This is a genomic window from Kitasatospora sp. NPDC059803 (genome assembly GCF_042732255.1).
Taxonomy (GTDB): Bacteria; Actinomycetota; Actinomycetes; order Streptomycetales; family Streptomycetaceae; genus Kitasatospora.
Map to the genome: position 1 here is coordinate 16,846 of NZ_JBHWIJ010000067.1, position 15,547 is coordinate 32,392.

8 protein-coding genes and 1 pseudogene are annotated in these 15,547 nt (G+C 69.7%); all 9 read left to right on the top strand.

Going from position 1 to position 15,547, the window contains the following annotated elements; translation table 11 throughout:
- Window positions 1-290: pseudogene (locus ACFV6I_RS14050) on the top strand (transposase); the annotation flags it as partial.
- 177 nt (window positions 291-467) lie between these two features.
- On the top strand, window positions 468-1,022 hold the full coding sequence (locus ACFV6I_RS14055; protein WP_159398679.1) for a hypothetical protein: 555 nt from the start codon (window positions 468-470) through the stop codon (window positions 1,020-1,022).
- 747 nt (window positions 1,023-1,769) lie between these two features.
- The gene (locus ACFV6I_RS14060) at window positions 1,770-3,641 is read left to right on the top strand and encodes a hypothetical protein (protein ID WP_380425290.1); all 1,872 of its coding nucleotides are present in this window, start codon (window positions 1,770-1,772) and stop codon (window positions 3,639-3,641) included.
- On the top strand, window positions 3,559-5,832 hold the full coding sequence (locus ACFV6I_RS14065; RefSeq protein WP_380425300.1) for a DUF6603 domain-containing protein: 2,274 nt from the start codon (window positions 3,559-3,561) through the stop codon (window positions 5,830-5,832). Before ACFV6I_RS14060 ends, ACFV6I_RS14065 begins: the two co-directional genes overlap by 83 nt.
- 38 nt (window positions 5,833-5,870) lie before the next feature.
- A complete protein-coding gene (locus tag ACFV6I_RS14070; protein WP_380425292.1) occupies window positions 5,871-8,051 on the top strand; it encodes a hypothetical protein in 2,181 nt (726 codons plus the stop codon).
- Window positions 8,052-8,061: 10 nt separating this feature from the next.
- Window positions 8,062-12,057 carry a discoidin domain-containing protein gene (locus ACFV6I_RS14075; RefSeq protein ID WP_380425295.1) on the top strand — a complete coding sequence of 1,332 codons (3,996 nt, stop codon included), beginning with the start codon at window positions 8,062-8,064 and terminating at the stop codon, window positions 12,055-12,057.
- Window positions 12,058-12,078: 21 nt separating this feature from the next.
- Window positions 12,079-13,203, top strand: coding sequence for a hypothetical protein (locus tag ACFV6I_RS14080; RefSeq protein WP_380334862.1), 1,125 nt, complete (start codon window positions 12,079-12,081; stop codon window positions 13,201-13,203).
- Window positions 13,204-13,282: 79 nt separating this feature from the next.
- On the top strand, window positions 13,283-14,566 hold the full coding sequence (locus tag ACFV6I_RS14085) for a hypothetical protein (RefSeq protein ID WP_380425298.1): 1,284 nt from the start codon (window positions 13,283-13,285) through the stop codon (window positions 14,564-14,566).
- A gap of 393 nt (window positions 14,567-14,959) precedes the next feature.
- A complete protein-coding gene (locus tag ACFV6I_RS14090; protein WP_063352143.1) occupies window positions 14,960-15,355 on the top strand; it encodes a hypothetical protein in 396 nt (131 codons plus the stop codon).
- Window positions 15,356-15,547 lie beyond the last annotated feature (192 nt).

The window sequence follows — 15,547 nt, forward strand, 5'->3', positions numbered from 1 at the left end:
GCCGCTGTACCTGTGGGTGGTGCGGGCGGCGCCGACCCCCCCCCAGGGGGGTGGTCGGGCGCCGCTGCGGCGACCGGGAGGTGCTGGTGGCGATCGTGTTCGTCGCGACGTCCGGGTGCGCCTGGGCCCTGCTTCCGCCCTGCTTCGGCCCGTCCGGGCAGACCGCCCGCCGGCGATTCACCGAATGGAGCAGGGCTCGGGTGTGGGCCAAGCTCCACCGGGTCGTCCTGGACGAGCTGGGCGCGCGCGGCAAGTTGGACTGGTCGAGGTGCGCGGTCGACTCGGTGAACGGGACGGTCACCCGGGTCGAGCGGCTCACCGAACTGCCTGAGCACCCCTGATCCGGCGTGCGGCGGCTGGTGCGCGCCGCCTTGAGCTGCGGGTCGCACCGGTTGTCGCGAAGTCTTGACACTGCGTCACAGGCCGCTAACCCTGGTGCTGTACTCCAGGGACGCGAGGGACACGGCATGCCATGGGTTGACGAGAGCGGGCGCCACCAGGGTTTCCTGGTGGCGGTGTTGGCGGACGGCAGCGAGCCGGCGCCGTTGCCGGACGGGCGCACCACCTGGTGGCTCTACAACGGAGCGGATGGTCCTCGGGCCGTTGCGGTGCGCGGTGGTTGCAGCTGCGGCTGGCGGGGTGAGCGGGTGCATCTGTTGGACTTCGGTGACGACCAGGCGACCGAGGCGGTGGGCGAGGCCACCGGGCCGTTCGCGGACTGGGAGTGGCACGTCGACCTGGCTGAGGGCGTGGTGCCGCGCGAGGTCGAGGAGCTGGTCGCGGCGCTGGTGGACCGGATCTGCGACCTGACGGAGAGCAGGCCGTACGCCGCTGCCCGTGCGGCCGCCCGGTTCGAGCGCGCCGCCGGGTCGACCGCCCTGCTGGCCGGCCGCAAGGCCCGCAGCAATCTGATGACCTGGGAGTACATCGGCCGCGCCTTCGGTTGCGGGCCGGAGGAGGCGCTGGAGCGGTTCGGTGAGACGCTGCACGACGTCGACCAGGGTGATGAGGGCGAGCTCTGAGGTTGTCAGTGCCCCTGGTGGGGTTGGGCCCGCGGGTAACTCGTCGGTGCGGCCGGCGGGTGGCAGGGTGGATCAGGCGCGAACCCTCAGGGTTTCCGCGAGGACGGCGAACGGCCTGGGGCGGCGGGCCGGTAGGTCCCTTGAGGCGGTCCGAGTGGTCCGTACGGTCGGCGCTTCGGGTCAGGCTGGCCGAGATCGGCTTTCTGGGTGAGAAGGTGGTGAACTCGGCCATATCGGTGGCCGGATATCGCTTTAAGGAGCGACTTGATCACGGGGCGTGACAAGATCGTGCCCCTGTCAGGTGGGCAGGTGTATGACGATGGTCGATGTCTGCCGCTCGTTGCCTGGCGTGGTGAGTCCTGGCCTGTTCCGTCGAGGGTCGGGTGCTTCGAAGTGGCGTCACTCGTGTCGGGACGAGGGGATTTCTCATGTCGATGTTCGTTGCGGATCTCTCACCGGCTTCCGGCATCGGGGGAGGACCTTGTTCCGCGCCTGCATCCGATCGAACTCCCTGAGCTGTATGAGCTGTTGAGGCCCTGCGCGGGGCCGGTGTACGGCGAGCCGTCTCTTCGGCTCGGCTGACCACGGCCGTCGGAGGCCGTCGGAGGCCGACGTCGGCTGCCGGATCGCCGGGCTGGCGACAGCGCGTCGCTGGACCCGCGAGGAGGCCGGTGAGCCGATCCTTCCCAGGTCACACAAGACCGGAGTAGCCGCACAAGCCGAGGAGGCTGGACAGTGGCCGAGCGTATGAAGCTGTTGCTCAAAGGACGCGGTGGCTATCCCTTCGCGGATGAGCTGGTCAACCGCAAACCGGGCGACCTCGACCAGGTGCAGCCGGTCGGGGGGATCAAGCTGGCACGCCATCACGTGATCCCTTTCGAAACGCTCATCAAATCATGGAACGCGGCCATCGAAAACGCGTACAACGTCAAGGGGTCCAGTCTCAGGGCGGGGCTGGAGGAGTTCGCCGACACGGTGGTCCGGAAATTTGAGACCCTGGACTATACGGACCAGGAGAAGCTCAATTTCCCTCGCATCAAGGAGTTCGTGGAGACGTTCAAAGACCCCGACTCCAGCTATGACCCTGACGGCATCACCCTGGATGGTCTGGATGACATCCACAACATCCTCACCTGGCTTCCGGGAAACCTGTTCGTCGGTCCGGACAATCAGAACCGAACCGACGATCCGGGCCCGAAAGTCGAAAGCGGCAGCGCACGGATCATCGGCCAGGAGGCGCTCACCAAGCGGACTGCGGCCTTCGCCAGCCTGGACCGGTTCAGCAAGAAGCCAAAGGGCGGGGGGATGGAAAAAGATGGCGTGCAGGGTTTCAAGGGCCTCATCGAGGCATTCACCCCGAACCGGGTATGGCCGCTGAAAGGCGCCGACTGGGAGCCGGACGGCGCCAAGTACCGCATCCGGCCCGTCGGATCCCTGTCCGGCACGGCGGCGGAGCCGCTGACCTGCGCACCGGCACTGGGCATGCCACAGGGGGTTGATTTCGTCATCATCGGCGGCACCCGGCTCGATCTGGACACCTGGTCCGATGAGAGCGGCTACCTGTTTCGCGGGGCGACTGCGGAAAACGTTCGGATGGCCGACCTCTTCGATTGGCTCGGTGAGAACTGGGGAGTGGCCGGTGAAATCCCGGAGGGCCTGCGGAGTTTCGACCTGCAGTACCTGACGATCGAGGTGCTGACGAGCCCTGGAGGCCCGGAGGAATGGGAGTTCACCGCAGCCACCGAGGCCCGCCTCGGTGACACGGTGATGGACCTGCTCGTCTGCTTCCGGCATTCGACCCCGGCCGCCGGCGGGGCCTCGACGTTCTCGCTGTCCGCGGACGCAGGCTTCACCGCCGCCGTCGAAGGCGCGGAGACCCGGCTGTGGTTCAGCGGCGCAATCGCCAAGACGGGCTCAGGGGCCTGGGAACTGAGCGCCTCCCTGGAGAACGACGGCCAAGCGCTGACGCTGGCTCACCTGGCCGCGGCCGTCGGAATCGATGTCCCTGCGGACCTGGATCCTTTCGTTCCATCGCTCGGCTCGGCGTCGTTCGCCTACCGTCTTCCCGTGGGGACCTCCGCGGCGGGGTCGCTGGTGGTGTCGGCGGTCGTCGGCCGGGTGGGGGTGGTGGTGGCGTGGGGGGCCCCCCGCCCCCCGGCCCCCGGCGGGCGGCGGGGGTCGGGGGGGGGGGTGGTGGGGGGGGGGGGGGGGGGGGGGGGGGGGGGGGGGGGGGGGGGGGGGGGGGGCGCGGGCCCCCGCGCCCCCCGGGCCGGCGGTCGCTCGGCTGGTAGCGGTCCGAGGAGTGGTGGGGGCCCGGGCATCCGATCTGCCGCTCGTGGGGGAGAGCATCCCGGCGGATCGCGATGTGGTCGTGACAGGAGTGCAGTTCTGCTACGCGGATCGCGCCTGGCCCCTCGCCCAGGTCCGGGCACTGAACGCCGCGGTCGCGGGCCTGCCCGGGGCCGCACAGGGGCTGCTGCCCGTGCTGCTGGACGAGGCGCTGCAGCGCGGCCTGCTCATCTGGGGGCTGCTGACGATGGGTGGCCAGGCGCTGGCGCCACTGGTCTGGCGGCCGAACAGCACTGGCGCCGCTGCCCTGTCGCAGGGTGGGAGCGGTGACTTGGTGTCGCTGGACACGTCCGAGGGCGCGGTCGTGCTGGGGCGTGAACGTGCCGCCGTTGCGGGGCAGCAGCGCAGCGATTCAGCCCAGGAGCTGGATCAGGTCTTCGGGCCGGTGCGGATCCGCCGGGTGAGCCTGGGCTACGCGAAGGGTCGGCTGTTCGTCGCCTTCGACGCCACGTTGACGCTCGGCCCGGTGGAGCTGGACATGATCGGCCTGGGCCTGGCGGTCGACCAGGACTTCACCGTCACTCCGGTGCTGGCCGGGGCGGGGGTGCGGATCGCAATTCCGCCGTTGAAGGTCACCGGCGTGCTGGAGGTACGCCAGGATCCGGCGTACGAGGTGTACATCGCGGGCCTGGTGGCGGTGGAGGCCGGCTTCTTCGCGATGCAGGCGGCCGGCAGCTACGCCCGCAGCAGGGGCGGCTGGGCGTCGGTGTTCCTGTTCGGCGAGGTGGCGGCGAAGGGCGGGGTGGCGTTGTTCGGGCCACCGGCCTTCACCGTGACCGGGCTGTCGGGTGGCTTCGGCGTGAACAGCTCGGTGCGGGTGCCGAGGATCGAGGAACTGCCGGAGTTCCCGCTGATCGCCCGTCTCGACGGGCGCCCGGAGGCCACCCCGCAGGAGATCCTCAACGCGCTGACGGACTGGGTGCGCCCGGCGGACGGCCAGTACTGGGGTGCGATCGGCGTCCAGTTCACCACGTTCAAGTTCATCGACACCAAGGCGCTGGCCCTGGTGGAGTTCGGCCGCGAGCTGAACGTCATGCTGCTGGGCCGTACCTCCATCACCTTCCCGCGCAACGCGGCCCCGGGCAAGAAGGTCCATGCCCGCCTGGATCTGGACCTCAAGCTCGCCTACCAGCAGTCCCAGGGCCTGCTGTCGCTGGACGTGGCGGTCGGCGCGGGCTCGTTCATCTTCGACCCGGCCTGTCGGCTGACCGGCGGGATCGCGGTGTACGTGTGGACCGCCGGGTCCAGGGCCGGGGACTTCGTGCTCAGCGTGGGCGGCTACCACCCGCGGTTCAAGGTGCCCGCGCACTACCCCAGGCCCGCCCGGCTGGGCTTCACCTGGTCGCCGGACAGCAAGATCATGGTCAAGGCGGAGGGCTACACCGCGCTCACCCCCGGCGCGTTCATGATCGGCGGCCGGCTTGCCGCGACCTACACCTCCGGTCTGCTGTCCGCGTGGTTCACCGCGTACCTGGACGTGCTGATCCAGTGGAAGCCGTTCTACCTGGACATGGCGCTGGGGATCAGCATCGGCGTCGCGTTCACCATCAAGGTGTGGTTCGTCAAGGTCCGGGTCTCGATCTCGGTCGGCATCAACCTGGCGCTGTGGACGCCTCCGTTCGGCGGCCGGGTCACCGTCAAGGTCTGGTTCATCTCCTTCAGCTTCGACATCGGCTCCAAGCGCGAGCCGCTGCCCGCCGCCGAATGGTCGGAGGTCCGCGCGCAGTTGCCCGCGCCGCTGGCCATCACACCGGAGAAGGGCCTGCTGGCGGACGTGGACGCGGGCGAACTCGCCGCCCGCCGCGCCGTCGAGGCACCCCTGCTGGTCTCCCGCGACGGGTTCGTCTTCACCACGGAGTCCGCCCTGCCGGCCACCCACGTTTACCTCAACGACGATCTCGTGGGATCGGCGGACCCGGCCATCGCGATCCGGCCGATGCGCAAGACCGCGGTGACCTCCGAACACCGCGTCACCCTCTGGCGCAACAACGGGGACAAGCCGTTCGACCCGGTGAACTGGACCATCACCGTGCTGCGCAAGGACGCCGCCCGCGCCCTGTGGGGCGATCCGCTGAACAAGCCCGGCGACGCGTTGGACGAGGACACGCTGCTGCCCAGGCGGCTCAGCGGGCTGCGCTTCGAGATCCCGGGCCCGAAGCTCGAACCTGCCGCCGCGACCGGTCCGATCACCTCCCAGGCCCTGGGCACCGAGAAGGTCAACCCGGACAGCAAGCTGACCGGCCGGCCCGGCCAGAGCGCCGGACCCGCGCCGGTCTCCGGGTCGGGCAGCATCGACACCATCGCCCGCACGATCGCCGTCAAACAGCCCAGGCGCGACGCCGCCTACGCCGCGATGGCCCGCCTGGGGGTGGCGCCCGGCGCCAACGGCCCCCGTGCGAAGTACGCCGCGATCGCCGCCGACACCCTGGTCTCGTCGCCACTGCTCACCGCGGCCAACTGACCACCCATCACCGTTGGCCACCGTCTGAGGGGACCCTCGTGCCGACCCTGCCCGAGCTGGACATCACCTTCTACGACCACCTGCTGCCCGCCATCACCGCCGGCACCTACCGTGCGGATGTCCGCCACGTCCTCAAGGACGCCCACGGCGACATCGACGCCCCCGACAAACTCCCGGCCACCAGTGAGGAGTTCGAGGTCCGGGCGGTTCAGTTCGTGCTGGACCCCTCCTCCGTGCACGCCGTCTTCCCCGCCCCAGGCGCGTCCGGTGACTACGCCCTGGTGCTGCCGCACATCACCCTCAACCGCTCGATCCTGCCGTGGGAGCGCGAACCGAAGTGGTCCCGGGTGGAGGCCCGCGCGCCGTGGCTGGCCCTGATGGTCTTCCGGGAGGGCGAACTGCCCGAGGACCCCGACGCCATGGGGCTCGCTGCCTCCCGCACGGTCGCCCAGCTCTGCCGACCGGCCGAATCCGGCGTCCTAGGGCCGGCGATCAGCGGCCTGCCCGCGGAAACGGAGGCGAGCACCTGCCGCACCATCGACGTGCCCGTCCCCCTGTTCCGACGGCTGATCCCCACCGAGGGCGAGCTGTCCTACCTCGCCCACGTCCGCCGGGTCGAACAGGCCAAGCGCCGCTTCGAGGGCGAAGTCCTCACCGAGGGCGACTACGCGGTGCTGACCGCCAACCGCTTCCCGCGCACCGGCGGCGCCTACACCGTCCACCTGGTCTCGCTGGAGGGCCACGACAAGCCGCTGGCCGGCACCATCCCCGGCGACAAGACCCACCTGCGCCTGTGCACCCTGTGGACCTGGTCGTTCACCAGCGACGAGAACGCGCGCTTCGACGCCGTCGGCCTGCTCAGGAACCTGGTCGCCCCCGGCAACAGCACCGACCCCGAGCGACTCACCCTGCGCCTGGAACCCCAGACCGCCGCCGGCTCCGACCCCGAGGACACTTACGTCACCGAGCGGTTGAAGCTCGGCTACGCGCCCGTCCCGCACCGCGTCCTGTCCGGCGAACTCGGCTACGCCTGGTACCGCGGCCCCTGCACCCCCGTCACGGCCCGGGAACTGCCGCCCACCCCCGGCGACCACACCACCGCCGACCACCTGCTCATCTACGAGGAGGAACACGGCCTCTTCGACGTCAGCTACGCCTCCGCGTGGACCCTGGGCCGCGCGATCGGCCTGGCCGACCCCGACTACGCCGCCGACGTCACCCGCGCCCGGCGCGAACTCGCCAACCAGGCCGCCGCCATGATGAAGCTGGCCGCCGACCCGGCCCGCTCCGCCCGCGCCGCCCAGGCCGGCGACCCGGTGCCGCAGCGCGGCCTGGACTGGCTGCGCACCCTCGCCGAAACCCCGCTCGCCGAGGCACTCGCCGCGCCCAACGTCGACCCACTCGACGTCCCGCGCCGCGCACCACGCATCGCACTCACCCGCGCCGAAGCCCGCGCCGCCCTGTCCACCACAGCCGCCCAGAGCGCGCTGCGCGCCACCGCCGACGCGCGCACCGCCTCCATGCCCAGCTGGCTGGACCGCCTGAGGCTGCTGCGCGGCGTGCCCTTCCACTACCTCGTCCCGCACCCCGACATGCTCCCCGACGAGTCCCTGCGGGTCTTCGCCATCGACCAGCAGTGGATCGACGCGCTCATCGACGGCGCCGCCGACGTCGGCATCCACACCTCCATGGACCAGCGCCTCGACGACACCCTGCGCGCGGCCACCACCGCCCAGAGCCTCGGCGCCAGGCCCAAGGCCGGACTCCTGCTGCGCTCCCAACTCGTCCCCGCCTGGCCCGACATCATCCTCATCGCCCGCCGCGCCGGGGCCGAGCTGGCCGAACTGCGCCGCGCCCACCTCGCCCCCGACACCCTGCTCGTCCTCTTCGACGACATCCCGGACGCCCTGACGATCCGCGAACCCGGCCAGGGCATCCACTTCGGCATCGACGACGGCGGCCTGCTCGGCCTGCGCCAGCTCACCCCGAACACCACCCCGCCGCTCGGCGCCTCGCTGGGCCGCGACTTCCCCAGCGAGGGGACGGTCTTCGGCCGCTTCCTGCGCCCGGGGAGCGAGGACGTGCTGAACCTGCTCGGCAGCGGAGCCCTGGTGCCCGAGCTCGCCCGGGCCCTGGGCAAGCAGACGCTGCGCCCGAGCGAGTTCGCGGTCCAACTGGTCAACGCCCCGCTCGAACAACTGCTGCTGCCCCGGCCGTAAGGAGCCCCAGATGAGTGACCTGATCGTGCCGGTACGCGTGCGGACCCTCCAAGTCAACGACAAGGTCAGGGCCGGCGACCTGTTCACCCGCTGGTACCCGAACCTCGGCGGGATGGTCGAGGACAACGCCCCGGCCGAACCCGGCCCCGGGCAGAGCGACCAGGGGATCAGCGAAGGCGACGACGGACTGCACGTCCAGTGGGAACTGCCCGAGGCGCTCACCCGCGGCCACTACGACCCCGCCACCGGTGAGACCACCTTCCCGCTGGTGCCCAACCGCTGGCTCGTCGTGCGCTACCACCGCTCCCCGCTCGGCGTGCGCAAGGCCACCGGCTGGGTCGTGCACTCCGACTACCTGGAGGACAGCGACTACCAGGCCAGGCTCGGCTACGGCACCAGCCGCTTCGCCACCACCCGCAGCCCCGGTGGCGGTGAGACCGATCCGCACACCGACTGGATCGGCCGCCACCACAAGCTCGCCGACGGGCCGTGGACCGAACCCGAGGACGCACCCCGCGAGCTGTTCCTGACCGCGGTCGGCCCCGGCCTTCCGGCCTTCGCCGCCTTCGCGATCTACCACAAGGACGTCTTCCTCCTCCACGACACCCTCCAGGACATCAAGCACGAGGACGACCCCGACGAGGTCAACCTCTACCCGCCGGACACCGAACTCAGCTACCAGGTGATCGGCTGGTACTCCGACCCCGCCTCGGACATCCTCACCAAGGCAGCCGAGATCCCCGGACTGCTACCCGAGGGCGTCACCGGCGTACGCGAGATCCTCGCCGCCCTGGGCTGGTCCGCCCCCGCCGACGCGCCCGACCCGCAGCGCACCCTGTACGCCGGGCACAGCCTCGGCATCCCCTGGCGGCAGCTCAATTTCTACCCCCAGCCGGACGCCCGCCCGCGGCCCCTGCACCAGACCGTCGCCATCGGCCACAGCACCGCCGACGCCGCAGCCGCGCTCGTGACCCGGCAGACCCGCTCGCCGCGCACCGGCGACCTCGTACGCGCACTGTTCGAGGGCACCATCGACACCTACGGCACCGTCGAGGGCGAAACCGACCTGGACGAGGCCACCCGCCGCGCCTGGTACTCCGGCAGCGACGGCGGCCACGCCTGGCAGATCGTCCCCCGCCCCAGCGACGAACCCGTCGACCTGCCGCCGGTGCCCGCCTGGCTGGACGAACTCAACGAAGCCCAGGCCCGGTACGACGCCCTCGCGCCCCTGCTGCGCGACGCCCAGCAACGCCTGTGGACGCTGTGGTGGCTGCGCAACCAGCCCGGCGAGCACCCGGACGGTTTCGACGCCGCCGCGGACACCCAGCTCAGCCCCGCCGCCGGCGGCAGTCTCGCCGCCCAGGCCCAGACCCTCCTCACGCAGACCACCGCCCTGCTGGCCGCCCTGCCGCACGGCCTCACCCCCGAGGCGCAGCAGGCCGCCATTGACGCCGAGGCCCACCGGCGCGGCCTCCCCGAGACGTTGGAACTCAAGCGCATCGCCCGCGAGCCCTTCTACCGCCCCGCCGACCCCGTCGTCGTCATCGAAGGCACCGGCGCCGGCGAACCGCTCAGCCGCGACGAGGACGACCCGCTGCCCTGCCGCATCCCCAGCGGACTGCTGACCTCGATCGTCATCAACGACGCCACCGTCCCCGTGCCCACCACCCCGCTGGTGCCCGACCTGACGAACCTGCCGACCGCCTGCCGTGCGCTGCTCGCCGAATGCGACCTCCTCGACCAGGCCTACCGCACGACCTCGGGCACCAGCAACGCCCTGGAGGTCGCCCTCAAGGACCCCGCGGGCAAGCTGCGCGGCACCCTCGCCGAGTACACCGCGCTCTGGCAGCAGCCCTGGGCCCCGATGTACCTCCAGTGGGAACTGCACTACTGCCCCATCCCGTACCACAGCGACAACCGCGACAACTGGACCTTCAAGACCACCGGCAAAGGCACCGACTACCACTGGGACGGCACCGGCGCCCAGCGCAGCGGCGAGGACTCCACCGGCGACGACCAGATGCGCTGGCTGACCTTCGCCGACCGCTGCTACCTCGCCCCCACCGTCTCCTACGTGCTGCGCCGCCAGATCGAGCGCTACCTCGACAGCTACCCGGAGTCGGAGACCGTCGGCCTGCGCGCCCTGCGAGAGGACTACGAGCAGCTCGACCTGCTCTCCCAAACCTTGGACGGCTTCAACGACTGGCTGCTGCAACAGGACGGCGCCGCGCGGATGTTGCCGTCGCCGGAGAACGGGTGGCGGTTCGGCGATCCGCAGTCCGTCCCCGCCGCCGGGGTCTTCGGCACGACCCCGCCGGACCGCTTCCAGCCCGTGCGGGCCGGCCAGTTCTACTTCCGCGACCTGCGGATCATCGACCGCTTCGGCCGCTCCTGCGACGCCACCAACCTCCAGCAGCAGAACTACCTGAAGCTCCCCACCGCCCACGCCGACAGCGTGAAACCCGACAAGCCGCTCTTCGAGGGCATCGCCGCACCCGACCGGTTCTTCCAGCTGCCTCCCCGCCTGCTCCAGGACACCCGGATGCGCTTCGACGCGCTCCGCTCGCGTGACAACGCCCGCTACACCGCTCTTTCCCCTGACCCGGCCGCCGTCGGCGAGACCCCGGTGGCGGGCTGGCTGCTCCTCAACTACCTCGACGAGACCTTGCTGGTCTACGCACCCGACGGCGCACCGCTCGGCGAACTGCGCGTGGTCGGCGACGACACCCGCACCGCCTTCAACCCGCTGCCGCACGCTCCCTACGCCGGGCCGGCCGACTTCGCCGACGTCTTCCCGGACCTGGCCGGCCTGATCCTCGAACTGACCGGCCGCCGGCCACCCGCCGCCTTCCGGCACCTGATGGCCACCATCGACACCACCCTGGACACCATCACCGACCCCAGCGCCCAGGAGGACCGCACCCCGGCCCGCCTCGCCGGACGCCCCGTCGCCCTCATCCGCGCCGCACTCGGCATCGAACTCCAGGGCCCGCCGCTGACCAGCTCCGGCTGGGACGCCCTCAAGCCGCCGCCCGAGGACTACTACCCCAGCTACCAGTGGCCGATCAAGCTCGGCGACCCCGAGCGCCTCACCGACGGGCTGATCGGCTACTACGCCAGCACCACCGGCCCCGGCGGCGCCACCGACTACACCCGCCTCAACGCGGTCGCCCCCGCGCCCGGCACCAGCGATTACGTCCAGCCCATCGAATACGGCCACGACCTCGCGCTGCCCGCCCGCCCCGGCAGTGAACTGATCACCCATCGCCTCACGCTGCTCGCCGACCCGCACACGCCGGTGCACGCCACCACCGGCATCCTGCCCGTCGCCGCCCTCGGCCTGGACGCCGACCTCGTCCACCAAGCGCTCGCCCGCATCCGCGCGTCCTTCCGCCTCGACCCGCTGCTCGCCCCCACCCGCGCCGGCGAACAGGAAGCCGGCTCCCCGCTCGGCGCCGCCGACGGCTACCCGCTGGCCAACCTGCTGGACGGCGACCTCAGCACCTACTGGCTCAGCACCGAGCAGGCCGGCGCCGGCAGTTGGGTGATGGTCGACCTCGGCGAACAGCGCAACGTCGACCGCGTCGACCTCTACCCCGGCGACCTCACCGGCGGGCACACCACGCCGGCCGGCGTCCTGGAACACTCCGCCGACGCCGAAGCCTGGACCGTGCTTGCCGACTGCCCCGCCGCTGCCGAGATCCACCTCGACACCGCGCTCTCCACCCGCTACCTGCGGCTGCGGTTCACCGGCGCCATGGCCGCCCCGGTGGCAGTCCGCTCCTTCGTGGTCAGCACCGATGCGCCCGGCAGCGGCCTGGTCATGCCCCGTCCCGCCGCCTGGCACGGCGACTGGACCTGGGCCGAGCCCTACGCGACCGCAGGCCCGGTACCCGAGTGGGGTGAGCTGCCCATCCTCCAGGCCGACAGCGCCGCCCACCCCGACGACCCGATCCCCACCGCGCGGGCCGGCTACCTCCAGCTCCGCCCCGCCCCAGGTGCCTGACCCCCGGACAAGGAGGACCGCGTGACCATCTACACCAGCTCCACCGACGGACTGCTCAGCTATGCGCTCGCGACGAGTCCGACGGATCCGCTGAACGCGAGTACCGACAAGGACCCCGTCATCGGGCGGCTGAACATCACGGTCGGCCGGGACATGACGACGGCCGCGTACTGCCGGAAGATCGTTGTGAAGATCCCGGTCGGCGCGGGCGCCGCGCAGTTGACTGCCGTCAATACCGACGAGATCAAGCAGTCGGTCACCGGAGGCACCACGCCGGAGCAGGGCGGCGGCTGGACCGCGACCGCCGTCGCCGAGGGCAACCACCGGGTCTTCACCTTCACCCCGGGCCGGCCGCCGCAGTTCACCGGGCAATGGGCGCTCACCCTGGTCATCTCGCAGATCCCGATCAACAAGGTGGTCGGCAAGCCGGTCATCGAAGTCATCGAGGAAAGCTCGCCCACCAACGGTGACTTCACTCAGAAGACCACCACAATCATTGTGGACAAGGCCCCGCCCGGCTTCCTGTTCCGCAACCTGCGCCCGAGCAAGATCATGGTGGACAACGGCTGCCCCGTCACCCTCACCTGGGAAGTCCAGAACGCCCGCTGCACCATGTACTGGGACGACCAGCCCGGCGCGGACGTCAGCAAGGAACCCACGTGGACCTCGCCCGCACTGCACAACACCACCGCCTTCATGCTGCAGGCCGTCTCGGCCGAGGACGCCAGCTTCATCCACACCCTCACCACCGCCGTCACCGTGGACAAGCCGGATATCGAAATCGGAGACCTCACCGTCTACGGGAAGGCCAGGATCCTGCGTCGCCACCCTCCGGTCGCGATGGAGGACAGCAGTGACTGGCGGGCGACCACCGACGGCATCGTGACCGTGACCTTCAAGCGAACCGGCTCCAGCGCCAGGAACATCGAGCTGTGGATCCGAGCCGACGGCAGCGACTTTCACGAGCGGATCGCCACGTTCAGCGCAGATGTCGGCGCCGGGGATGAGGAGAAGACCCTCTCCGTGCCGTTGCACCAAGGAGAGTGCATGTACACCCGCCACTATTGGCGGGATATCGAGGCCACTCTGCACTGGTGCTCCTTCGGCGACGGTGAGCTGGAGTTCCTGGGAACCATCCCGCACTGAGTCCTGCGGGTACTTCCGCCGCCCCACCGCGCCAACTCCCTCCGCCGTAGGCGCCCGACTCCAGGACAAGGACGACAGCATGGCCATTCACGCCACCTCCGCCGACGCGCTGCTCAGCTACTCCCTCGCCACGAGTCCGACGGATCCGTTGAACGCGAGCACCGACAAGGACCCCGTCATCGGCCGGCTCGACATCACGGTCGGCCGGAACATGACGACGGCCGCGTACTGCCGGAAGATCATCGTCAAGATCCCGATCGGCGCGGGCGCTGCGCATCTGACCACGGTGAACACCAACGACATCAAGCAGTCGGTCACCGGTGGCTCCGATCCGGGGCACGGCAACGGCTGGACTGCCACGGCCGTCGCGGAAGGGGACAAGCGGGTGTTCACCTTCACCCCGGGCCGGGCGCCGGAGTTCACCGGGCAGTGGGCGGTCACCCTGGTCATCTCGCAGATCCCGATCAACAAGGTGGTCGGCAAGCCCGTGATCGAGGTCATCGAGGAGACCTCGCCGACCAGTAGCAACTTCACACCGAAGGAGCCGGTCCGGATCACGGTGGACAAGGCCCCGCCCGGCTTCCTGTTCCGCAACCTGCGTCCGAGCAAGATCATGGTCGAGAACGGCGAGAAGGTCACCCTCACCTGGGAGATCCAGAACGGCACCTGTGTCATGTACTGGGACGACAAGTCCGACCCGAACGTCAACTCCGAACCCAAGTGGACCTCGCCCGCGCTGCACAACACCACCGGCTTCATGCTCCAAGCCACCTCGGCCGAGGACGCCAGCTTCGTCCACACCCTCACCACCGCCGTCACCGTCGCCAAACCCGACCTCGACACCGGCCACCTCAACGTCTATGGCAATGCCACCGCCCATAACGGCCTGGTCGTACGCGGAGACCTAGTCGCCCGCGACATCCTCGTGGTCGAGGGGAAGACCTACACTCTCGACGAGCTGCAGGCGAAAGGGATCACTATTGGCACCGACCTAGGCAAGGGCCACCTCGACATCCACGGGAACACCACCGCCCACGACGGACTCAGCATCAAGGGTGCCGCAAATATCATGGACGGAGACCTGATCCATCGACTCACTGTCACGATGAAAGAGGCGAAGACCTTCAGGTTCAGTACGGATGGAATGATCTTCGGGAACGCCGATGGAGGCCACGCGCTGGAGTTCACTATTCAGCGTTCAAGTGGGAGCTGCACGCTGAATATCGCAAGGAGCAGCAATTTCTGCTTTCCGGCCCCTCGGGATGCTGCCGTCGTTGCGAAAACCGTACCTATGGGTGGAAGTGGGCCCTACCCCAGCACCACGTTCTTCTTCGTCCCCTTCGGATCCGGTGGTCCGATCTAGTCGGAGTGGACAGAGACGAGAAGGCTTCTGGCACGTTCTGTCGCCGCCCATAATGCCCGGGTGCTGGGAGCTGCTGCCTGTCGCTACCTCGGCTCGGAACTCGCCTCGTATCCTGACGCCGGATTATGATTGGCCATCGATTCACCACTCCAGCGGACGCGGCTGAGTGCCGACTGGGAATTTCTGTCGGCTCCACACCCGGCCAGTCCTGGTGGATCTCGGAAGCACAGAGTTCACGTGTTCTTCGGCTGTCGAACTCGGGGAAGCCAGCCGACTCTGCGAATGGTGTGACTGATTTCCAGAAAGCCTCACTTGGCCCGGCCTCGCTGGGTAATCTGAGGGTGGTTCGGGCCGATCCCGGAGTACCGTGCTCGAAGGGCCGAAGGGGAGATCATGGCGTCACTTGCAGCAGTTTCCGAGATGGTGGTCATCAAAACCGACGGGACTCAGACCACCCCCATGCGCCAGCCGCAAGCCGAGTCCTACCTGGTGAACGTCCTCAATGAAGCAGGAATGGGCAACAGGTTGGCGAACCTGAAGCAGTCCCTCAATCAGGCGTTCAACGGGCAGGGAAAGCCCACGGGGTCCTACCAGTTCCGCGGGAAGCCGGTTCTGCACGCGAGCTCGGGCAACGGGCAGCAGAGTGTCACCCTCTTCTTCTATGCGGACGGCAGCAAGCTGATGCTGTTCGCTATGGGGGAGCACGTGTCGAGCACGCAGTACAGGATCAGCATCTACGGGCAGCAAGGCGATCCTAATTTCGCGAAGGGCAGGGTCATCTCCATCTGATTCCGTGACCTGCGGCCGCGGTGGATCGAGGCGGCGGGCAGCTACCAAGAGTGACTGAAGGGCAGCGGCCTCCGGCCTTGCCAGGGTGGGCTGCTGGCTGCGGAAGCTCGAATGCTGGGGTGGCTGCACGAGCCTTGCTCGGCGCTTCAGTTCGCTGGGGGCTGGGCGACGATGCATGCTTCGTCGCCCAGC